This window comes from Bradyrhizobium sp. LVM 105, from assembly GCF_003957705.1.
Taxonomy (GTDB): domain Bacteria; phylum Pseudomonadota; class Alphaproteobacteria; order Rhizobiales; family Xanthobacteraceae; genus Bradyrhizobium; species Bradyrhizobium frederickii.
Genome location: NZ_QZMV01000036.1, coordinates 1 through 21,485 on the forward strand (window position 1 = coordinate 1; position 21,485 = coordinate 21,485).

Here is a 21,485-nt window from a genome sequence, read left to right on the forward strand (position 1 = left end):
GTGTCCTCATTGCTTCCTCCTTTCAAAAGCCAACTCAGTCTGACTGAGAGGACGGGGCGGGTCATCCCATTAATGGTAGGGCCCGCCGCCAAGCGCGCTGCGGTCGCGCATCTGCAGGCCGTCATGAGCCTGTCGGAACGGCGGGCCTGTTCGATCGTGGGCGCGGATCGGAAGATGATCCGCTATCGCTCCGGCCGTGCTCCAGACGCGGCCCTCCGTGGCCGGCTGCGTGACCTCGCCAACGAGCGGCGACGTTTTGGCTACCGCCGGCTGTTCGTCCTGCTGCGGCGGGAGGGCGAGCCGTCGGGGATCAATCGGATCTACCGGCTTTACCGCGAGGAAGGGCTCACCGTCCGCAAGCGGCGGGCTCGCCGCAAGGCCGTGGCAACCCGTGCCCCGATCCTGGTGGAGGCCAAGCCGAATGCACGCTGGTCGCTGGACTTTGTTCACGACCAGTTCGCCAGTGGCCGACGCTTCCGCATCCTCAACATCGTCGACGATGTCACCAAGGAATGCCTAGGCGCCATTCCAGAGACGTCGATCTCGGGGCGGCGCGTGGCCCGCGAACTCACGGCAATCATCGAGCGACGCGGCAAGCCAGGAATGATCGTGTCCGACCATGGCACCGAGTTCACCTGCAATGCCATGCTCGCCTGGTGCAAGGACGCCGCCATCGATTGGCACTTCATCGCACCGGGAAAGCCGATGCAGAACGGCTTCGTCGAGAGTTTCAACGGCCGGATGCGCGATGAGCTGCTCAACGAGACCCTGTTCTTCGATCTTGACGACGCCCGCATAAAGATCGCTGTCTGGGTCGCCGACTACAATCTCCAGCGCCCCCACTCATCGCTGAAATACCTGACCCCCGCGGCCTACGCGGCCCACCTCACCGCAACGGACGATCGGCTACGCAACCCCGACCAGCTCCGCCGATCGTCCGTTGCTCCACCCGCGTCACTTGGCGTACAAAACCCCGAGACTCTAACTGCCGCTGGATGAAAATTCAGGGGCAGGTCAAACCGAGCGCAAGTCGAGTTTGTCGGACAGTTGGTCGAGGCAAGATTCCAGACCAATACGGTTGCCGCGCTTGATAACGTACGAAGTCTTTCGCACTTTCAGGATTGACGGCTTCTTCTAGAATGAAGGAGCTTTGAATGAACGATTGGAATGCCATGGGTCAGGTGATCCAAATTGATGACGACCAAATGCTACATGAACATGCGACCGCTCTATCAGCCACAACTCTCTGAAACAGGAGCCGTCGCCTGATCAAAAGTGCGAAAGATTCTGGACAGTACCAGACACTTGCGTGGCGACATGGTCTCGATCGCGCATACCATCGTCGAAGCGCATGGCGGCCGCATCGGAGCCGAAAACGTCCCGTCAGGGGCGCCGTCTTTCACGTCAGACTGCCGCTTGCAGTCGCGCGATCGCGACGCCGTCCCGGGAATGCGTCACCCGAAAGCCTTCTTCAGTGTCGCGAAGATCACCGCGAGCGACTTGTCGTGACGGGTCACCGGCGGCACCGGGCGATCGACCTTCATCAACTGATAAACCGCCATCTGCGCCGCGCGCACCGAATATTCGACAGTGAAGACGACGTCATGGGGGATCTCGACGAACTTGCTGACGAAGGCGAGGTTGACCGAATTCTTCGGCACCGGCAACGGCCGGTCGGCGAGATTGCGCGGCATGAACATGCTGGTGATGTAGGGCATGCGGCAGGGAATGCAGATCGCATCCTCGAACACGCTCGCGTCGAAGTTGAGGTGACCGCAGAGCTCCTTCAGGATCTCTGCGCCGCCGCAATCGGACATTGGCTTGGCCACGAAATTGCCGACGCGATCGGGGTGCAGCGCATAGCCCCAGAATACCTGCACGTCCTTCGGCTGCCCAGCGAAATGCGGCTGATGATACAGCACCACCGACATCAGCAGCTCGAATCCCTGAACGTGACGAGCCCGCCGGTGCCGGCCCTGTTGCCTGAGAACGCCTCCATCTTGTCGAAGAAGCGGGGGTCCCTGCAGGTAACGGTGAACGACAGCCAGTAGGATTCGGGGATTGAGGTGTTGAATGCGGACGGATTGCCGAATTCGGGAGTCCCTTCGCGATCGTCTCCCACAGCGCCCAGCCCTTGCTATCCTTCTTGGTCAGTCGCGGCGCCGGATCCGTCATGGTGCCGAGGCTCGAGGCGTCCGTCACTGAGCCGTTCTGGAAGAACACGAGGTCGTCGTCATCGAGGCGGACATTGGCGGTGCAGCCGTCGCGGTCGAGCATGAGCTGGCGGACGCGCACGCGCCAGCCGTCGTCCTCAAGCATCATGTCGGTGACAGCCGTGCCGCGCACGAACTGCACGCCCTGCTGCTTCAGCCAGTCGGCGAGCGGCCGCACGATCGCGTCATACTGATTGTAGACCGTGCGCTTGACGCCGGCGAGGGTCTCGATCCGCGGGAACTCGTTCATGAAGCGGTGCAGATAGCGCTTTAGCTCAAGGGCGCTATGCCAGGGCTGGAAGGCGAAGGTGGTCTGCCACATGTACCAGAAATTCGATTCGAAGAATCCGAGCGACAGCCAGTCGGTGATGCGGCTGTTGCCGAGCGTCTCCTCTGATGCCTCGGCGAGCCGCAGTAGCTCGAGCCGGTCGCGCGCCGAGAAGCCCATATGCGTCACATCGATCTTAAAGCGGTTGCGGTCGACCAGCCGCGCCTGCGAATGCGCTGGAGTCTCCAGATTGAACGCGATCGTCTCCTCGCGCACGCTGAGGCCGGGATGTTCGAGCGACGGAATGCTCGACAGCAGGTCCCAGGTGCATTCGTAGTGATCGGTGGTGAGCATGCGCCCGCCGCGCAACGAATAGGCGCCGTTCGCAAGCAGCGCGCCGTCGAGGCTGCCGCCGACCAGCGGCTGTGGCTCGTAGATCACGATATCGCGCCCCGGCACCCGCGCGTCGCGAACGAGGAATGCCGCGCCCGCGAGCGATCCGATGCCAGCTCCGATGAAATACGCCTTCATGATGTGCCTCGATTGCAATTCGACATTTCGAAGCGACATAGCATGGCCGGACGCATCCAAGGTTGCGCTGGATCAAGCGCGGTGAGGACTGGCTCAGCTACGCGGAATGGCGGCGGATTGAGCTGTTGTTGCCGCGAGGGCACAAGGGAGCGCATCAGATCGATGATCGATGCGTGATCAACGGCATTGTCCACTTGCTAAAAGCAGGTTCGCGCTGGCGTGATTGCCCGGAAGTCTACGGTCCTTACACAACGGTCTACAACCGCGTCAGTCGCTGGAGCCGAGAGGGCATTTGGACCAACATTTTTACGCTCTGACTGAATCAAGCGGCGTGTCCGGCTCGATCTCGGTGGATTCCAGCTAGATCAAAGCCCATGGCCCCGCGGCCGGCTCAAAAGGGGGACCTTTAACAATGCGATCGGCCGCTCGCGCGGCGAACAACCACCAAAATCCAAGCGTTGATCGACAATTTGGCCGCCCGCTTCTTTCCTGATTACTCGTGGCAACACCCACGCAGCCCGCGTCGTCGAGCCTACGACGTTAGAGCGGTCTCGACCAGATTGAATCGGGAGGGATTGATCGGGATAGGGGGACGTCTCGCGACGCCACCCCTCTCACACCACCGGGCATACGGGTCCGTACGACGGCGGTTCGACTGAGTTAAGCTGGCCCAGGAACCAGTATTCGGGGGAGACCGAGAGCGTCAAAGAAGTGGTTGCGCAGGGCGTGCTGGACCGCCGGGTGCCCGGACATTCGCCAGAGCCCCGTCGGCGAACCGGCGGCAACCGATGCGGCGAACTTCGCGATGCCGAGGCGGCGAAGCTCCGTGAATCGCTTGTGCCCGTTCTGCCATTGTCGCCAGAGATACATTCGCAGTCTCCGGCGAATCCAGGCTTCCAGGTTTGTGAGCACGCGAGGAGTCTGGCAGAACCCAAAGTACCCTCGCCATCCGATGAGGTAAGGCGAGAGGTCCTTAATAATCCTTTCCAGATTGATGCCTCGTGTCCGGCATGTGACGTCCCGAACTCGGTCTTTGAACTTAGCGAGCGCTTTCGGCGCAATGCGTCGTTCGCTCCCATCGTTCGCAATACTGAACCCTAGGAACTTGCGCCCTTCCGGTCGTGCCACCGCGCTCTTGGCCTCATTGACCTTTAGCCGGAGCTTGTCGGTCAGGAACCGGGTGATCGAGGCCATGACCCGCTCACCGGCGCGATGACTGCGAACATAGATGTTGCAGTCGTCCGCATAGCGACAGAACCGATGGCCACGTCGAGCCAGCTCCTTGTCGAGATCGTCGAGCACGATATTACTGAGGAAGGGCGAGAGCGGACCACCCTGAGGGGTCCCCTCTTCCACCGGTCTGATCAGGCCGTCCTCCAGCAGTCCGGCGTTCAGGAACGCCCGGATGAGTTTGAGCACGCGCTTGTCGGTCACCCGCGCGGCGACGCGCGACATCAAGATGTCATGGTTGACTCGGTCGAAAACTCTTTCCAGATCGAGATCCACCACAACGTTGTAGCCCTCAGCGATGTAGCGTTGTGCCTGGGCTACGGCCTGGTGCGCCGACCGTCCCGGCCGGAATCCGTAGCTGTGCTCGGAGAACGTCGAATCCCATTGTTCTTGAAGAACCTGCAGCACGGCTTGCTGAATCAGGCGGTCGACGACACAGGGAACGCCGAGCCTTCTGACCCCACCATCCGGTTTCGGAATTTCCACCCGCTTAACCGGCCGTGGCTGATAGCCAATTGGAGCCGAATTGCTGGCCAGTGCTCACGCAGGAATGCCTTGGCGACGTCGATGGTCATCCCATCGACACCAGGGCCTCCCTTGTTTCCTTGAACGCGTTTCCACGCTCTTTGAAGGTTCTTGCGGCTACACACCTCCTCCATCAGACGTTCTGGGAAAGCCGGGCTTTCGGTCGCCGGCATCGCCACAGACGGTTCGGCTCCTCCGGTCGCGGCAGCCGGGGTTTCACCCCGGCCATCCGTGCCTGAGGCCAGTCGTTGCTGGTTTGTCTGCCGCTTTCCGTTCATGAGGTGCCGATCCTACTTGCCTCTCTCACTCGTTCGGGCCTTCAGCCATCGTTTCCGACTCTGCCTATCCGTTGCTCCGCTTTTCAGCTTTGGAGTGCCTCAATAGCTTCGCCGACAGCATGACCTATTACGCCCTCTGCTGACTTCTGCCAGGTGGTCAGACGACCTCACGGTCATCTCAGTCGCCGTACAGCGACGCCGGGCAGATCTCCCGGGGTAAGTTCAATCGCCTTCGATGCACGACCGCCGGATCTACGCTTCGCGTCTTTGATGGATATGGACTTCGCGATGTGTTGCCCGCTCGTCCGACACTGGCGCCTCATATCCGGTTCTTGTTCATCGGCCCGCATCTTCGATCCACGCTTCCTTCAGACCCCGCCTCGCGGCGGCAGCCCTTGCGTTTCTCTATCCCTTCACCTCCATCAGGTTGGGTGGCAGACTTTCACTTCCGAGCTATTGAACATGCCCGGCACACAACGAAGCCGCTGCCGCGGCATTGAGTTTGTTGCTGGAGTGCGGAGTGCCAGCAACCTTCCTCACTCTCGGCAGGCGGTGGTTCGAATCAATAGACACCGTGCAGTCGGATCGACAACGATGGCGACCAACAACATCGCGACACATCCAAGGGACGATGCCGGGGCGACTTTCCGCAACGCCGTCGCACCCGTTGAAGGCCGTTGTTGGGCTTCTCGCGCCAGGGTTGTCACGAGTGACTTTTCCGCCACGCCTAACCCATTGACAGCACATACGCTCAACAACCTACTTTCCCAAATTAGCAACATCCGTGCCATATCGCTCAAGTTGTGCACGCGTTTGCGCCTGGCGATCGTCGACGATCATCGGCCTTGAAGCTCGCCCGCTGCTCGGGCGTGGCAGCGGCTCGTTCAATCCGGCTTCTATGAGGTCGCACGCCCGACCGAGCGCGCGGCTCGCGCCTGCCCCGCGACCTCACAGAACCCTCAAGATTCCGTCGGGCGGCGGTTTATGATTCAAGATGCTGGCTGGATCGGAGGCCAGCATCGGATGGTCCGCCCCCTTTCCGAATGATCTTCGTGAACGAGCCGTAAAGGCGGTGGAGTCCGGCGAGAGTTGCCATGCTGTGGCGGCCCGGTTCGATGTTGCAGTGTCGTCCGTTATGAAGTGGCGGCAGCGCTATCGCGCGACGCGTTCGGTGGCACCGGGCAAGATGGGCGGTCACCGTAAAGCCGGTTCTGGAGCCGCATCGAACGTTCATCGTGGAGCGGATCAAGCAGACGCCACATCTTACGCTGCACGGGCTGAAAGACGAACTTGCCGCGCGAGGCGTGAAAGTCTCGCACCATGCGGTATGGACTTTCCTGCGACGCGAAGGTCTCAGCTTCAAAAAAAACACTGTTCGCCCTTGAGCAGGGCCGAGGCGCTCCTGCACGTCGCGGATGTCGCGCAACAACGCGACTGGATCGAGAGCGGCATAGATTTCTTGGAGATGATGGCGGACAGCGTCAGGCGTGCGGGCGTCCGCTGCCAGGCGCTGGTGAGGTGTTGCCGGCGCGCTGTATGTCTTGCGTACGCGAGCACCGTCGCGCTGCTTGGCTAACAGTTTGAACGAGGGCTGGAAGAAGTTTACGAACAGCCGCGCTGATCGATATAATTCGGCCTGCAGCTCGGCCGCTTCCACGCCTTCGAACCTACGATAGCCGACCATCCTGCGGACGACCGCGCCGCTCTTCTGCTCGACGAACGCCTGGTCATTCTACCGGTAGGGACGGCAATGCGTGAAGACAATGTTGGCCGCCTCGCAGTAGGCTTCTCGTTCATGAACACGGTATCATTGTCGGTATCGAGGCCGAGCAGCACAAAAGGCAAATGTTTGCGCAATTCCGTCAGCACCGTGCTCAACAGCGTCTGTTCGCGCACGATCAGAGGAGCGCACTCTGTCAAGCCGGTAGCAATGTCCGTGAGCACGAGGGTCTGGATGAAGCTGCCGCGTGCAGATGGACCGCTATGCGCTACAAGGTCAGCCTCGACGACCCCCGGCGCCGGATCGTTCCAATCTGCCGACGTCCGTATTGGAACACTGCGACGCAGGGAATGCGCTGCATGCCGCTGGCGCTGGCGTCCTAATTGTTCTCGGATCCGAGCCAATGCGCGATCGATCGTCGCAGCGCTCATCGCCAAAAGTTTGTCGTGGATTTCAGGGGAAAGCTTGAGCTGGTTGTGCCGTTCAATTTCCTCAACCAACGCTGGCAGCGACGCTTTCAGTCGCTTTCCGCAGATCCGGTCTGACGCTTCCCAAAGCAGCACGAGCCCGTTGTGTTCTGCCTCATTACAGACCCGACGTCGTGTCCGTCGGCCTCGGCGTACGTCTTCCTGGCCTCGAAGTAGACGCATCGCATGTTTGCGATGGAATCCGGTGATGTCGACATATCCGCGCCTTCTTCGCGCTATCCGAACGCCGATAGCGCGCGCCCGCCGCCGCCGTCAGTTCCTTCCGCGTTGCCATGCTCAGCCACCCCATCTGCGCCCCCGCTCGTTCCCGATCCAGGGGAGCAATTTACGTGAGGCAACGGCTCAGCATCCGGTAACAATTAAGGCGAGGCAATGCGGGGTCTCACCCTGTTCGCCGCATTCCCGTAGGCCCGGGCAGCAGACTGCGAGGTTCGAGTCCTGATGACGAGACAGTTGATCGGCGCCGCGTAAGCCCTTCGCCGAAAACGGGCCAGTGCCCGATTAGCTATCTGGGAACGCGGCGTGCTGATCTCATCATGGCCTGGCTGCAACCGCAGCCCACTCGCGAGAGGCCGGATACATTTACGCAGACTGTCGAAGTCGGATCGCTCAAGAGCCTTGCACAGGCGGGGCAGACCATACATTTCGGCGGATCACGTCCTGCAGCATCTCCTTGTCGAGCGACAGATCGGCGACCAGCTTCTTCAGCTTGCCGTTCTCCTCCTCGAGCTGCTTCAGCCGGCGCATCTCGGTCGGCAGCAATCCGTCATACTTCTTCTTCCAATTGAAGTCGGTCGCCTGGCTGATCCCGGCCTTGCGGCAGATCTCCGCCACCACACCCCCGTCGCTGCCCTGCTTCAGGATGAACGCCTTCTGGGCGTCCGAAAACTTTGAGGCCTTCATCGTCGTCGCTCCTCCCTGCCGGGTGGATTTACGCAGCGCCAACTCTAGCCAAAAATGGTCCAGTTTGCCGGCCTCAGATCACTGATGAAGTGCTACCCAAAACTAGGTGTTTAGTCCCGGCATTTGCTGGAGCGGGTTGAGTTTGAATCGTTCGGGCTGGGAAGTCCAGCATTTGCAAATGTATTCGTAGGGTGTGAGGCCCTTCAGGGTCTTCAGCCGCCGAGCATAGTTGTAGGCGTTGATGAGGTCGGCAAGGTGAGCTTCGAGCTGATGGTGTCGATCGTAGTAATAGCGTTGGACGATCGCTTCCTTGGTCGTGCGGTTCATGGACGTCTGACTGAACCACCGCTTCGGCCGAGAGCCAGAACGAAACCTCTGTATTGCGTGACCTCAATTGTATTGCGTGACCTCAATACGTGGTCCAGTCAGTTGCCGGAACGACAGCCCAGCGGTCCACTATCCAACGGCAGAATAAATCCGGTCACGACTCGTCGCTTGTTCGGCCTCAGAGATGCCGATTCCGAAATAGCGCGTGTGGGCGACATCCAGGATGCGATTGACCAGGCCCGGGAAGCTGTATCCGGCGGTTTTCGCGGCCAGGATGTACGAGGCGCTCATGCCGAGTGCCGCCATGGAGTTGATCTCCAGGACAAAGGGCCGTCCCGAGTGATCAATCCGGATGTCGACGCGGGCGTAATCTCGGCATCGGCAGGCACGGAAGGTCGCAACCGAAATATCCCGCAGAAGCTTCGCGAGGCTGCTCCCAATTTGAGCCGGGCAAATCTTCTGTGGCTCCGCGGCTCCCATGTGCATCTTGTCTTCCCAGGTGATAAGGCGGGTTTCGCGCTCCCCAAAATCTTGCTCCACCAAAGGCAAGGTCTCAGGCTCCCCGTTTCCGAGCAGTGCGACACAGATTTCCCGACCTTCAATGTATTCTTCCACGAGCGCATCCTGCGCATATTCCGTGACGATCTGTTCGACGGCCTCCCTCAATCGAACCGGTTCATATACGAGCTGCAATCCGAAACTAGTGGATTCGTGAACCGGCTTCACCACGACCGGAAATCTGAGGTCGCCGGTACTCTCGGTCCCGTGACGCATCACGCGAAACTTCGGGGTCGGCACCCCGCGATCGCGGATCAGCCGTTTGGTGATGACCTTATCGAGCGCCAGACCGTGCCCGAGCGGGCTCGAGCCGGTGTAGGGAATGCCGGCCAATTCGAGCATGGCGGGAACGTGCGTGTAGCGGCACTCGCCCTGAATTCCATACGCCATGTTGAAGACGATGCCGGAGGGCCGGCCGTGGGGATCGGCCGGCATGAACCGCTCGAGAGTAGTAAGCAGTCCCTTGTCGCCTTCGCACAGCAACGTCTCTTGTCCGCCTTCTCGCAGTGCCGCCATCACATATTCGACCGTTCTGCGGCCGTATTTCTCCGGACAAAGCTGGCCGAACCGGTTGATCACGCCCGTATGATCATTGTTCCACACCACGGCTACCCGCATGACTGCTTCCTCCCTTGTGTTTGTCCGCTGTCAAGTCGTTCGGTTGGATCCGCTTCATGAAGGGGAAGCAGCTCCGCTGGACGAACCGCGCTCAACTGGCCGCGCCGCCAAGCGGCAAGCGGGTTTGCTCCCTCCAAGAGGCGGAAATCGAGATACTCGTTGATCAGCAAAATGCAGCCGGCCTGCACCAGCAGCAGTTCCGGGAAACGCAGATAGATGCCGAGCGTGCCCGGCAGGCTCATTACAGTTACGATGGTGAGGGCTGCCAATACCGTGGTAAACGTACGCCAGACCGCTTCGTAGACTCCGTCCTCGTCAAGCACTTTTGCAAAGCTCTCGCAGGTCAAACACAGCGCGATCACGGGGAAAAGCGCTATCTCGCGAAGCCAGGCAATATCCCACCAATTCCCCGCCAGCAAAGGCGCGTCCAGCAGCGCTGCCGCCAGACCCAACAGCACGGCTATTCGCGCGTAACTGTGGTCCGTCTTGAGCAGCGGCCGCAAAGCCACGGTAACAAGGAGCACCAAGAGCAGGAATGCGAGGCCGATCGGGATGCCGATGATGTCGAAGCCGATCGCCATCAAGATTGACCGAAAGAGGCCCAGCACCTTGACGCCAAGCGTGAGGCGAAAGAGCACGACCACGACGGCGCCCAGGGAAACAAACAGCACGCTCTCCGCGGGCTTGTAGAACTGGGCAGGCAACTCGGTGAGGGAAAAAAAACTCGAACAAATGGACGAGGTCGGCAGCATCGGAAGCTTGCTGAGCGCGATCCCGAGCGGCAGGGCAAAGAGCCCGACGAGCAACCAGTCTGTCTTGAGCGCGGCGGCCGCTTGCGCATCGTCGTTCTTGCATGTTCCGTTCAAGAGAGCACCTCCGCAAGGCCATCACGCCTGGGATCGGTCGCGCCTTTCACGCTGCGTCGGCAGCAAATTGCAGCGCATTGACTGAGCCCATCGCAAAACTGTGCCGTGACTTGACGATCGGCATGCGGCCGCGCGCACGCAATTTTGCCAACAAGGACTCACTGGCCGCCGGTCGCTCGATCCAGACCTTGCGACCGACCAGCCCGTGGACGCGAGGCGCCGCCACGGCCTCGGCGATGTCCAAGCCTCGGTCGATCACGCCACTTACGACCTGAAGAATTGCCGAAACGATCCGGCGACTGCCGGCGGCGCCCAATGCGAGAAGGGGCAGGCCGGTTGAGTCCTGCAACACCAGAGTCGGGGCCATGTTCGAGCGCGGTCGACAACGTGGCCCGAGTCCATAGGGGTGAGATAGCCGGGGACACGTGCAGAGATAATTGTTGTATAAGAATCCCAGTTCACGATGCGCCACTTTGGCGCCGAAGAGCGACTGAATGGATTGCGTCAGCATCACGACGGTCCCGTCCCTATCGCAGACCGATAGGTGGGTCGTATCGCCCGGCTCTTCGGGGCTATCGAGCTGCGTGCCGGTTCGTGAATTCAGGACGGTGTCGGCGACCCGCCGCGCATAATTTTCGCCCAACCGCAAGTCGCGCAGATGCGGAGTGAAGTCGTCTGGCGCCAAAGGGCTGAGCTCCCGATCACGAAACACGGCAGATGAGGCGAGCGCGATCGCAGCGCGCCAATCATCATCGGAGGAGGCGACTCCTAGCGCTCGCGTCTGTGCGAGGACATTAAATGCCAGCAGGAGTTGCATCCCACCGCCAGGCGGCGGGGCACTGACAATCCGATGTCCTCCGTAAAGCGCCGAAACCGCGTCTGCCTGCGCGGGCGCACTGCAGCTTGCCAGATCTGCTTCAGTGATGAGACCTCCACAGGCGCGCATGTCAGCTGCGATCTGCCGGGCGATTTGGCCGCAATAGAAGTCTTCGATGCCGAGATCCGCAAGCCGGCGTAGTGTGGCGGCAAGCTTCGGTTGTCGAAAGGTGCGACCGATGTCTGGCGGCAGACCCTCGTGCAGGAACAGCTCGCCGGCCGGGGATGCGCGCAGATAATCGGCTACCCACCGGGTGTGTCGCTGCTGCAACGGCGTGATCGCATAGCCTTCTTCGGCGATGCGGATAGCTGACGCCATCACCCTTTCGCGGCTGAGCACACCGTATTTGCGATGTGTCCAGTCCAGCGTCACGGGAGTCGATGGAACCGTGCAGGAGCGGTACCCGCGCCGCTGCTCATTCACCTCGATCGTACCGAGCGAAGCAGCCGCGGGCGCCCGGGAATGTCCGTCGATAAATTGCGTTCGACCGTCCGCAAACCGGACGAGCAACACGGTTTGCCCGCCGAGACCCGACGCGCTCGGTTCGCAGACGCACAGCGTCCAGGCCGCAGCCACCGCCGCGTCGATCGCATTGCCCCCGGGCACGCAGGATTTCCGATCCCGCTTTGGTAGCGAGGGGGAAAGCCGTCACCACTGCCCCGTCGCGTTGCCGCATCGGAACGGCAGCATTTTCGAGCTCCACGCGCTCTGGGTCGATGATCAGCATCGCGGGCCTGTCAATCTCATGCTTCAGGCAGATCGTCCAACCAGCAGGCGCCTCCGACGTGCGGCCGGGAAAAGATCTTTCCGATTTTTGCGGGAGTCTTGTTCTGATGATATCGCATATACACGCGGCCATCGGCTCCGAGGTCGAGGATCTCGATCTTCCCGGTGTAGTGGGACATAATGTATTTGAATGTCTTCTGGATGCCGCTGAGACGTTGGTTGATGCCGCGCGCGATCTCGATCCCGCGGCGCAATGAAACTTGAAAATGCGATGCGCCCTTCACCGGCCTGCCCTGAAAAAGATAATAGGGGCGGACACCCATTTCGTGACATTTGGCGAATGTCGCCGCCAGGACGTCGGGATCATCGTTGACTCTTGAGAGGAGCACGGATTGGTTGAGAAACTGCACGCCTAGCGCGCGCAGGGAGCGGATGTTGCGCTCTGCATCGACCGAGATTTCGCCGATGTGATCGAAATGTGCGACGATCACTGCGGTTTTGCCCGCGTCTTGGATCCGCTGGAATAGAGCGGTCAGAGCCGGATCCTCGAAACGCCTGGGCGCAAAGGCGACCGTTTTTGTTCCGAAGCGGATCGAAGTCAGATGGGGGATTGGCAGCAGGTGATCGACAATCTTGTCGAGCTTGCTGGTGCTGAGCACAAATGGATCACCTCCCGACAGCAGCACGTTCGTCATCTCTGGATGTGCGCCAATGTATTGCGCCACGCGGGCAAGATCGGGGGCGATTTCATCGGAATCCTTGCCGACGATGCGCTTGCGGAAGCAGTAGCGGCAATATGAAGCGCAACGGTCTGTTACCAGCAGCAACCCGGTCTGGGGATACTTGTGCTGGAGGCCGGGCACGACCGTGTTATCGTGCTCGCCGCTGGTATCAAGTCTGCCGCGACTGTCGAACTCCGCGAGCGAGGGCTCCACGATGTGCTTAAGCTGGTCGTAGTAGCCACTGGCCGAAATCTGCTCGCGATAGAACCTCGTGACGTGGTAATGCGTGATGTCGTTGGCCTGCAGCTCATCCTCGGTAACGATGCGCGCGCCTTCGATGAAGTTCATGACGGCGGCGTGCGGCCGCACGTCCGATCCTGTCGGTGATAATTGAGGCGGGCAAACGCGAGGCGCCGCCGAGGTTGTCAGCATGAATGCACTCCCTGTTAATTGTGTGATGAAGGCGCGTCTCCGGCTGACGCTGCACGCCGCCGGACGCATAAACGATGAAGACTCTCTCCGACGCACAGCCCTGCCAGAAGCTGCCACAACGAGATGTCGAAGCAGTGCGACGCCGTCTGCGCGATGCAATCCGTCCGAGTGAGGGCCAGGGCATTAATCTTTTCCATCAGATGATTGTTTAGGGCCGCGCGCTCGATCATTGCGCCCTTAGGCTGGCCCGTCGAGCCAGACGTAAACAGAATGTACACGAGTCCGTCCTGTTTCGCCTGGGTGATGACGACCTGAGAAAGGCGACGTATCGAGGCGGGTGATGAAGCCTGCCAGCAACCTCCAGAGGAGCGATACGCCGTGAACGAGACTACCAATGTTTTTCCTCTGCGTCAGCCCGATCAGATTGCTGATCCACTGACGGATATTCTGCGTGCCGGAGCTCGCGAACTGATCGCCCGGGCTGTCGAGATTGAGTTCACTACATTCCTGGAAACGACGAAGCATCTGGCGCTGCCGGATGGTCGGGCGCGCGTGGTGCGGCATGGATATGGGCCGGCGCGCGAAATTGCCACCGGCATCGGCCCTGTCGTGATCGCCCGTCCGAAGGCCCGCGACCGTGGAGCAAGCGGGCCAGGTGACAGGATCCGGTTTCATTCGACGATCCTGCCGCTCTGGGCCCGCCGGGCGAAGAGCTTGGACGCGTTGATCCCCGTGCTCTATTTGCGGGGAATCTCGACCAGCGACTTCCAGGAGGCGCTTTCGGCCTTGCTCGGCAAGGACGCGCCGAACTTGTCGCCGCCGGTCATCGCTGGCCTGAAGAAGGACTGGCAGGCCGAATACGAACGTTGGCAAAAGCGCGACCTGTCGGCGCGGCGGTACGTCTATATCTGGGCGGATGGCGTCTATCTGCAGGCTCGCATGGAGGACCATGCCGAATGCATCCTGGTGTTGATAGGCGCCACGCCTGAAGGAAAGAAGGAACTCATCGGCTTCCAGGTCGGGGTACGCGAGAGCGCACAAAGTTGGCGAGAATTGCTGATCGATCTGCGCAAGCGCGGCTTGCAGATCGGGCCTCAGCTTGCTGTCGGCGACGGCGCTCTCGGCTTATGGCGGGCGCTCGATGAAATCTTCCCCGGCACGCAACATCAGCGATGTTGGCTGCACAAGGTGAACAACGTGCTCGACAAGGTCGCCAAGTCCGTGCAGCCGGCAATAAAGAGTGATCTGCGTGACATCTACCTAGCGCCGAACCGGGCGGCCGCTGAAACAGCGATTGATATCTTTGTCGAGAAGTACGGCGTCAAATACAAGCCGGCCGTTGAATGCCTGATCAAGGATCGCTCGGCCATGTTGGCGTTTTATGACTTCCCTGCCGAGCACTGGTCGCATCTGCGCAAGTCGAATCCAATCGAGAGCGTCTTTGCACGGTCAGGCACCGGACTGTGCGAACGAAGGGAGCGTTATCGCCACACACAGCAAAGTTGATGGTCTTCAAGCTCGTCGGCGCCGCATCTAAAACTTGGCGACGGTTGAAGGGCACAAATCAGTTGCCGAAGGTGATATCCGGCGTAAAGTTTGCGGACGGAATCGAAGTCATTCCGACCGCTGAAGTCCGCGCCGCCTGATCGGACCGCGTCACCCAAAATCCGTCATAGCTCGACAGCGCCTGTCATGCCCCCAAGCCAACAGCCGCCGAGCCGCGTCCGCACTGCCAGCGACCTGAAACTGATCGACAAGTCACCGCCCTGTCTTGGTAGTTGCTCCAGGGCATTCGTCCGGAGGATGCATCCCCGTCGGCTTCTTGCCCCGCTTGAAGCTGACCAGGGCGAAGTTAGCGACACGGCAGGGAAGCGCCTCCCTTTGTCCACCTCGAACCGTCCAGTCGCGTGGCCGCTAGCGTTGCCGCTGTTTAGGTCGCGAGGCTGCCACCGTGAGTCCGGTGTGATCCTTGAGGCTATCGATTACCGTGACCGCCGCTTCGAGTTCATCTCGAAGACGCTTCGTAATCCGCAGAATGCCGCTCGCGAGCTCCTCGCGGCTGATTTCTGCACCGTGAGCAACTTTTTCTTCGAGGTCGCGTATAGCTTCGTCGATCTTGTGCAGCGAGAATGTGCTAGGCATCATCCGGCTCCGTCATGATTAAGGGGCCGGCATCCGCCGAACCACGGTGTAAAAATGCGTCCGCTACACGGTTAAGTAAAGCGGGTGGCGTTGCGGGAAAATCTGTCCCCATCTCGCGTCTGAGCGCCTCGAATTCGGATAATGTCGAAAAAAGGCAATCCGCCACCGCGTCCATTTTTGAGCAGATAACTTCAACCCGGGATCGCCAATCGGCCAGCTGTTCTTCAGTTCGCTATGGGCCGTACGTGTCTTCTGCCGGTGTATGGCTTGGCGCACGGACGTAGTCCGTGAATGCTTGGATTGCCGCTACCACTTCGGTTCTGGGCACGGCGGTTACTCCTATGAGCCAATCCAGCTCGAACAGCTGCAGGCCGAGTACTCTGATATGACATGCACGCGGGGACGCGGCAACCCACCGGTGCTGGTAGGTGCCCCGGTTACTTGTACGCGCCATTATCTGGTGGCGCCTCGGAATATGTCTCACGAGCAAAGGTGGTCAGCCATGCCAATCCAAGGTGGAAGGCTGACCACCGAAGTCTGCGGCACGTGGCAGGGACAGCGCTTATGGCGGCGCCGAGTCTCGCTGCCGCTCGCTTCACCGGCGGTGGGTGTGCCAGGGACAGCGTCGCTGGCATTTGGCGAGGCGGAGTCGCGCCCGCGCTGCTTGCGGCCACTGCTGAGCACTTGCTGCCGACGAATTGGCGTTGCAAGTTTTGCCTCGTCGCAATAGCCAAGTCATGACGGTACCGGCGGCATAACGCTTTCAAGGATCACCGCAAATGTCCATGCTGCCCAATTCGCAAGAGGCCCGGGATGTCGCCTATCAGCTCCATCCCTATACCAATGCGCGCATGCATCAGCAGGCCGGTGCCCTGGTGATCGAGCGCGGCGAGGGGCCTTATGTCTTCGACGCGTCGGGCAAGCGCTATTTCGAAGCGATGGCGGGCCTGTGGAGCGTCGGGCTCGGCTTCAACGAGAAGCGGCTGGTCGAGGCGGCGTACAAGCAGATGCAGGCGCTGCCGTTCTACCACACCTTCTCCGCCAAATCGCACGGTCCCTCGATCGACCTCGCCGAGAAGCTGGTGGCGCTCGCGCCAGTGCCCATGAGCAAGGTGTTCTTCACCAATTCCGGCTCGGAAGCGAACGACACCGTCTTGAAGCTGATCGCCTATCGCTCCAACGCGCTCGGCCAGCCCCAGCGCAAGAAGGTGATCAGCCGCCTGCGTGCCTATCACGGCGTCACCATCGCGTCCGCCAGCCTCACCGGCCTGCCGAACAACCACCGCTCGTTCGACCTGCCGCTGCCGAACATCCTGCATACGGGCTCGCCGCACTTCTACAAGGACGGCGCGCCCGGCGAGAGCGAGGAGGCGTTCGCGACGCGGCGGGCCGAGGAACTCGACGCCCTGATCCTGAAGGAAGGGCCCGATACGATCGCGGCCTTCTTCGGCGAGCCGGTGATGGGGGCGGGTGGCGTGATCGTGCCGCCGGCGACCTATTGGGACAAGATCCAGAAGGTCCTGAAGAAGTACGACATCCTGCTGGTCGCCGACGAAGTCATCTGCGGCTTCGGCCGCACCGGCAAGATGTTCGGCTGCGAGACCTATGGCATCAAGCCGGATGCGATGGTGGTCTCCAAGCAGATCACCTCGAGCTATTTCCCGCTGTCGGCGATCATGCTGAACGACCGCATGTTCGAGCCGATCGCGGACGAGAGCAACAAGATCGGCGTGCTCGGCCACGGCTTCACCGCGAGCGGCCATCCGGTCGGCTCGGCCATTGCGCTGGAGAACCTCAAGATCATCGAGGAGCGCAGCCTGGTCGCGCATGCCGCCGAGCTCGGTGGCTACATGCAGGGCAAGCTGCGCGAGCTCGGCAGCCATCCGCTGGTCGGTGAGGTCCGCGGCGTCGGCATGATCGCGGCGCTCGAGCTCGTGCTCGACAAGCAGCGCAAGACCGCGGCGGCGACGCCGGGCGCCGTCAGCGGCATCGCCAGCCGCATGCTCCACGAGCGCGGCGTGATCTCACGCAACATGCTCGATGCCATCGCCATATGCCCGCCGCTGATCGTCACCAGGGCCCACATCGACGAACTGATTGCGGCCATTACCGGTGTGCTGAACGACATAAAGCCGGAAGTGGCCAAGCTGACGCCGGCTTAAAGGGACGCGCTTCGTCTGGCGATCAGTCCAACCCCGTTACCCTGAGGTGGCCGCCTTCTTCAGCGTCCCTCGAAGGGCGCCGGCCCGTCTGGCTGCGACGGGCTCATCCTTCGAGGCTCCCCGTGCAGTGCATCGCCGTGCACGCCTCGTATTTCCAGCGACAATGCGCGGGGTTGACTGGGCTAAGGTTTGGTCGGCGGGGGCGCTAGCGAGGATTGCCTACGCGGCGCCTCGCGATGGGGATGACTGGGGCGGAGGCTGCGCGGGATTGCTTGAGCACACACTTAGTGACAATTTTGCAACGAAGCCTATATGATCTGTGCTTCTGTATTCGGTCTGGTTCTTTCAACCCTTAAGAGCGCGTGCCCGCGTGCCGCGGTTACCTTGCTTTTGTTCGTGGTCGGCAAAACCGCCACACTATGGGATTCGGTTGAATGGTCGGTTCAAACTCTTCGGCGTAGTCAGCCGCCTGGAGGGCGGACGCCACGACAGATCATACGAACTCGACCATCCCCACGCCCGCGACGGGCGTCTGTTGGGATGGCGATGGCGTCCTTACGCCACTGCCGTCCATCGGAATTCGAGTCCATCAACCCACATTCGGTGAAGGACGACAGCCATCTTTCTGGCCAGCGCGACCTTCGCACGCTTGCTTCCTTGCCGGTGGGCAACACGCACCGCCCAGGCCTTCATCGGAGACCATCGGGTTGATGGCCTGAGAACGACGTTGGCAGCTTCGAACAGGGCTGTGCGCGTCTCTCCATCTCCGACTTTTGTGATCCGTCCCACCCGATCAACCTCGCCAGATTGGTATCGGCGGGGCGTTAACCCGAGATAGGCGCCGACGGATTGGGAATGCAGGAATCGCCTGGGATCGTCCACAGTGGAGCGGAAGGTCAACGCAGAGACCGGGCCGATCCCCGGCATCGTCATCAAGAGCCGACAAGCCGGGTCACTGCGCACGGCCTTCAGAACCAGACGATGCAGTCGGCCGTACTCCCGCATCAGCGCTTCGCGTCCTGCAAGCAGCGGATTCATGATCGCCTCCAGTAAGGCGTCATCGCTGACCAACTCACGAACTCGCGCTGCGAACAGAGTCAGCGAGACGATTCCGACTTTGAGACCGAGCGGACGCAGAAGTCCGCGGATGACTTGCTCTGTGGCAGCGAGCGCTCACCAAAGCGGGATTGCTGAGCGCAAGCCGATGATCGACCGTGAGCGCGAGCTGCCGCTCACTAAGCAGACCGGGGCTTTGAACATCAGCCGCGGCAGCGTGTACTACCTGCCGCGGCCGATGCCGGACGCCGATCTCGCGATCATGCGGCGTCTCGACCGGCTGCATCTGGAGTTTCCCTTCGCCGGTTGGCGAATGCTGAGAGGGCTGCTGGCGGCCGAGGGGTGCAGGATCCGCCGCTATCATGTCAAAACGCTGATGCGACGGATGGAAATAGGGGCGCTCTATCGCCGTCCAGCTCACCACCAGACCCGAGCCCGGCCACAAGATCTATTCACACCTGCTGCGCGGGATGGAGATCACCCGCCCGAACCAGGTTTGGGCGATGGACATCACCTACAGTCCAATCGCGAGCGGCTTCGTCTACTCGCCGTGGTGCTGGACTGGGCAACACGTCGTGTTCTGTCGTGGCGGCTGTCGATCACCATGGACACAGCCTTCTGCGTCGAAACCCTGGAGGATGCCTTGGCTCGTCACGGCAAGCTGGACATTTTCAATACGGATCAGGGCTCGCAGTTCACCGGCCAGCTTTTGCCGGCGCGCTCGCCGACAACGGCATCGCGATCGGCATGGACGGCAAAGGTGCGTGGCGGGACAACGTGTTTGTCGAGCGGCTCTGGCGCAGCGTCAAATACGAGGAGGTGTACCTGCGGGCCTATGACAGCGTCAGCGAGGCGCGCAGCTCGATCGGCCGATATCTCAACTTCCATAACAGCAGGCGTCTCCATTCGAGTCTTGACGGCAGCACGCCGGATCAAGCCTACTTCATCCCACTGCCACTCCGCATGGCGGCCTTACCCCGGCAGAGGCTCCACCTATCGACGCGGAAACTCTGTTCAGACAACCGGGACTCTCTCATGGACATTCTGCGCGATGTGATCGGCCTCCTTGCGATCCTGACGGTGCGCATATCCTCGTCGCTGCCCGCGCCTTCCGTCAGCCGAATCTCGAATTTCCCGGGCATGAATCGGCTTGAGCATGTAGCTCACCTCGCGAACCTTATTGATGCTTCTTGCTTTCGCAAATTCGGCGGTCAGGAACTGCTGCCGCCAGCGCAGGGTACTCACATTTCGTAGACCGCGAACATTACGTCGCATGTCAGAGTCATAGAATTCTCGTCGCAAACGCGACCTTGTTGGTGCGGCTCCAGAGCATAAGGCAACTGCGATTGGCGATTGGCAGACAAAATCCGAGTGACCCAACAGGGCAAGAAAAACAGATCCCAGAAACGAAAGGCCGGCGCGATGGCAGGCTCCACCATCTTGTCATAGCTTGCTGGGCCTAACTAAAAGGCCGAAGCGAGGCATTCAATTATGCTGTCGAACAGCGTTCTTTGACGCAGTTGGCACGGTCTTTGATAGCTGCTGCCCACACAGAAAGGGAGACAACAATGAAGACCGATATGTCAGCCTATGGCGTAACGGAACTAACTCCTCAAGAAGCATCTGCAACTTCGGGAGGTTGGTTGTGGACGATTGTGGCAGTGTTGGCGGGCCTAGCGGCATCCATCGCCGCTGGCCGCCTCTTGCCTAAATCTTGAAGCCAAGAAAGCGAATGTGGTCCTAGCTGTCGCGAGATGCCGCCGCGCCTGTGTGTTTTGAACGGCAACTCTAGTACTTCTGCACAGTGATTATGACTCTTTGGAAGGGTTTGGGTAGGCGCGGCCCATTTTGGCGCGGGCCTTTTGTGTTGTGAACATCCATTTAATGCAGGAGCGAGCGGCATTTCGCTGGCGTTCCCAAGCGGAGATTTCGCGGCGCAGTCGCTTGGGGGTGTCGATCCTGCGGTCGAGGCATTGTCCCCGCAGGACGCCGATCTCGATCTCAACCATATTGAGCCAGCTCGCGTGCTTGGGGGCGTAGTGGAACTCGATCCGCCGCAGGATGCGCCGTGCTTCGGCAGGCGGGAAGGTTTGATACAGGGCGCCGGCGGAGTGGGTCGATAGATTATCCTGCACGACACGGATGATCTCGGCATCGGGATAATGGATGTCGACGAGGTCGCGCATGCATTGGGCATAGTCTTTTGCCGTTCGCCGCTCGGTGAGCTTGACCTTCCGCCAGGGGCGATGCACGTCGAGGAGAACGAACAGATTGACCGTCCCATTGCGACGGTATTCGTAGTCGTAACGTTCGGGCCGGCCCGGCCTTGGCGGAATTGGCTGACGGACCTCGCCGATGAGCTGCACGGGGCTTTCGTCGAAGCACACCACCGGCCTGCCCGGATCGGGTGCCTCGGCATAGAGATCGAGCACGTCCTCCATTCGGGCGACGTACTCACCATGATAACGTACAGAGTCTTTCGCACTTTCAGGATTGACGGCTTCTTCTAGAATGAAGGAGCTTTGAATGAACGATGGGAATGCCATGGGTCTGGTGATCCAAATTGATGAGGCCCGGATTCGAGATCACCTGGGCGAGATGGTCCGCGGGACGGTGGAAGAGACACTGAACGCCATGCTGGAGGCCGAAGCGGACCAGCTGTGCGGGGCTGGGCGGTATGAGCGCAGCCCGGCGCGGCAGGACACGCGGGCGGGCAGCTACGAGCGAACGCTGCACACCAAGGCGGGCGACGTCAATCTGAAGGTCCCGAAGCTACGGCGGCAAACCTTCGAGACGGCGATTATCGAGCGCTACCGGAGGCGGGAGAGCTCGGTCGAGGAGGC

General features: G+C 60.7%; 12 protein-coding genes and 9 pseudogenes. 8 read left to right on the plus strand and 13 right to left on the minus strand.

What is annotated here, in order from left to right; all coding sequences use genetic code 11:
• Nucleotides 1-999, plus strand: a 999-nt coding sequence (locus tag D6B98_RS37900; protein WP_245481529.1) for an IS3 family transposase, incomplete at its 5' end; no start/stop codon positions are given.
• A gap of 455 nt (nucleotides 1,000-1,454) precedes the next feature.
• Here the strand turns inward: D6B98_RS37900 and D6B98_RS41755 are convergent.
• A pseudogene (locus D6B98_RS41755) lies at nucleotides 1,455-3,012 on the minus strand (oleate hydratase).
• A gap of 62 nt (nucleotides 3,013-3,074) precedes the next feature.
• Between D6B98_RS41755 and D6B98_RS37910 the strand changes: the two are divergent.
• Nucleotides 3,075-3,329, plus strand: coding sequence for a transposase (locus tag D6B98_RS37910; protein ID WP_126262034.1), 255 nt, complete (start codon nucleotides 3,075-3,077; stop codon nucleotides 3,327-3,329).
• Between the two features lie 343 nt (nucleotides 3,330-3,672).
• Here D6B98_RS37910 and ltrA read toward each other — a convergent pair whose 3' ends face one another.
• Entirely contained in the window at nucleotides 3,673-4,728 is a 1,056-nt protein-coding gene (gene ltrA / locus D6B98_RS37915) for a group II intron reverse transcriptase/maturase (RefSeq protein WP_235884930.1), read from the minus strand.
• Nucleotides 4,729-5,639: 911 nt separating this feature from the next.
• Between ltrA and D6B98_RS37920 the strand changes: the two genes are divergently transcribed.
• The gene (locus D6B98_RS37920) at nucleotides 5,640-5,894 is read left to right on the plus strand and encodes a hypothetical protein (protein WP_126262035.1); all 255 of its coding nucleotides are present in this window, start codon (nucleotides 5,640-5,642) and stop codon (nucleotides 5,892-5,894) included.
• A 145-nt stretch (nucleotides 5,895-6,039) separates the two neighbouring features.
• Nucleotides 6,040-6,488, plus strand: a pseudogene (locus tag D6B98_RS37925) (helix-turn-helix domain-containing protein); the annotation flags it as partial.
• On the opposite strand, the pseudogene D6B98_RS37930 reads toward D6B98_RS37925, so the two are convergent.
• The 8 genes and pseudogenes from D6B98_RS37930 to D6B98_RS41760 form a co-directional block, all read right to left on the minus strand.
• Nucleotides 6,439-7,542 (minus strand): annotated as a pseudogene (locus D6B98_RS37930) (ISNCY family transposase); the annotation flags it as partial. The pseudogenes D6B98_RS37925 and D6B98_RS37930 sit on opposite strands and share 50 nt — an antisense overlap.
• A gap of 356 nt (nucleotides 7,543-7,898) precedes the next feature.
• A pseudogene (locus D6B98_RS37935) lies at nucleotides 7,899-8,156 on the minus strand (transposase); the annotation flags it as partial.
• A 102-nt stretch (nucleotides 8,157-8,258) separates the two neighbouring features.
• Nucleotides 8,259-8,483: pseudogene (locus D6B98_RS37940) on the minus strand (IS3 family transposase); the annotation flags it as partial.
• Nucleotides 8,484-8,612: 129 nt separating this feature from the next.
• On the minus strand, nucleotides 8,613-9,659 hold the full coding sequence (locus D6B98_RS37945) for a D-alanine--D-alanine ligase family protein (protein WP_126262036.1): 1,047 nt from the start codon (nucleotides 9,657-9,659) through the stop codon (nucleotides 8,613-8,615).
• The gene (locus D6B98_RS37950; protein ID WP_164719138.1) at nucleotides 9,650-10,525 is read right to left on the minus strand and encodes a 7TM domain-containing protein; all 876 of its coding nucleotides are present in this window, start codon (nucleotides 10,523-10,525) and stop codon (nucleotides 9,650-9,652) included. The genes D6B98_RS37945 and D6B98_RS37950 overlap by 10 nt, the downstream gene beginning before the upstream one ends.
• A 46-nt stretch (nucleotides 10,526-10,571) precedes the next feature.
• Nucleotides 10,572-12,008 carry a gamma-glutamyltransferase family protein gene (locus D6B98_RS37955; RefSeq protein ID WP_235884931.1) on the minus strand — a complete coding sequence of 479 codons (1,437 nt, stop codon included), beginning with the start codon at nucleotides 12,006-12,008 and terminating at the stop codon, nucleotides 10,572-10,574.
• Between the two features lie 137 nt (nucleotides 12,009-12,145).
• Entirely contained in the window at nucleotides 12,146-13,198 is a 1,053-nt protein-coding gene (locus D6B98_RS37960; protein ID WP_126262041.1) for a KamA family radical SAM protein, read from the minus strand.
• A gap of 98 nt (nucleotides 13,199-13,296) precedes the next feature.
• The gene (locus tag D6B98_RS41760; protein WP_126262037.1) at nucleotides 13,297-13,677 is read right to left on the minus strand and encodes an AMP-binding protein; all 381 of its coding nucleotides are present in this window, start codon (nucleotides 13,675-13,677) and stop codon (nucleotides 13,297-13,299) included.
• On the opposite strand from D6B98_RS41760, the pseudogene D6B98_RS37970 reads away from it, so the two are divergent.
• Nucleotides 13,661-14,928: pseudogene (locus tag D6B98_RS37970) on the plus strand (IS256 family transposase). The gene D6B98_RS41760 and the pseudogene D6B98_RS37970 sit on opposite strands and share 17 nt — an antisense overlap.
• A gap of 268 nt (nucleotides 14,929-15,196) precedes the next feature.
• Here D6B98_RS37970 and D6B98_RS37975 read toward each other — a convergent pair.
• On the minus strand, nucleotides 15,197-15,424 hold the full coding sequence (locus D6B98_RS37975) for a hypothetical protein (RefSeq protein WP_235884933.1): 228 nt from the start codon (nucleotides 15,422-15,424) through the stop codon (nucleotides 15,197-15,199).
• 779 nt (nucleotides 15,425-16,203) lie between these two features.
• Between D6B98_RS37975 and D6B98_RS37980 the strand changes: the two genes are divergently transcribed.
• Nucleotides 16,204-17,586 (plus strand): aspartate aminotransferase family protein, encoded by a 1,383-nt coding sequence (locus tag D6B98_RS37980; RefSeq protein WP_126262039.1) that lies wholly within the window; start codon nucleotides 16,204-16,206, stop codon nucleotides 17,584-17,586.
• Between the two features lie 555 nt (nucleotides 17,587-18,141).
• On the opposite strand, the pseudogene D6B98_RS37985 reads toward D6B98_RS37980, so the two are convergent.
• Nucleotides 18,142-18,759 (minus strand): annotated as a pseudogene (locus tag D6B98_RS37985) (IS110 family RNA-guided transposase); the annotation flags it as partial.
• On the opposite strand from D6B98_RS37985, the pseudogene D6B98_RS37990 reads away from it, so the two are divergent.
• A pseudogene (locus D6B98_RS37990) lies at nucleotides 18,758-19,614 on the plus strand (IS3 family transposase); the annotation flags it as partial. The pseudogenes D6B98_RS37985 and D6B98_RS37990 sit on opposite strands and share 2 nt — an antisense overlap.
• A gap of 836 nt (nucleotides 19,615-20,450) precedes the next feature.
• On the opposite strand, the pseudogene D6B98_RS37995 reads toward D6B98_RS37990, so the two are convergent.
• A pseudogene (locus D6B98_RS37995) lies at nucleotides 20,451-21,104 on the minus strand (IS630 family transposase); the annotation flags it as partial.
• A 64-nt stretch (nucleotides 21,105-21,168) separates the two neighbouring features.
• Here D6B98_RS37995 and D6B98_RS38000 point away from each other — a divergent pair.
• The coding region (locus tag D6B98_RS38000) for a transposase (protein WP_205680569.1) at nucleotides 21,169-21,485 on the plus strand (317 nt) is incomplete at its 3' end.

Bases quoted from the DNA above. Each gene is read 5' to 3' on its own strand.
- D6B98_RS37920 (WP_126262035.1), top strand. From the start codon at position 5,640: ATGGCGACCAACAACATCGCGACACATCCAAGGGACGATGCCGGGGCG.
- D6B98_RS37945 (WP_126262036.1), bottom strand. From the start codon at position 9,659: ATGCGGGTAGCCGTGGTGTGGAACAATGATCATACGGGCGTGATCAAC.
- D6B98_RS37960 (WP_126262041.1), bottom strand. From the start codon at position 13,198: ATGAACTTCATCGAAGGCGCGCGCATCGTTACCGAGGATGAGCTGCAG.
- D6B98_RS37975 (WP_235884933.1), bottom strand. From the start codon at position 15,424: ATGCCTAGCACATTCTCGCTGCACAAGATCGACGAAGCTATACGCGAC.
- D6B98_RS37980 (WP_126262039.1), top strand. From the start codon at position 16,204: ATGTCCATGCTGCCCAATTCGCAAGAGGCCCGGGATGTCGCCTATCAG.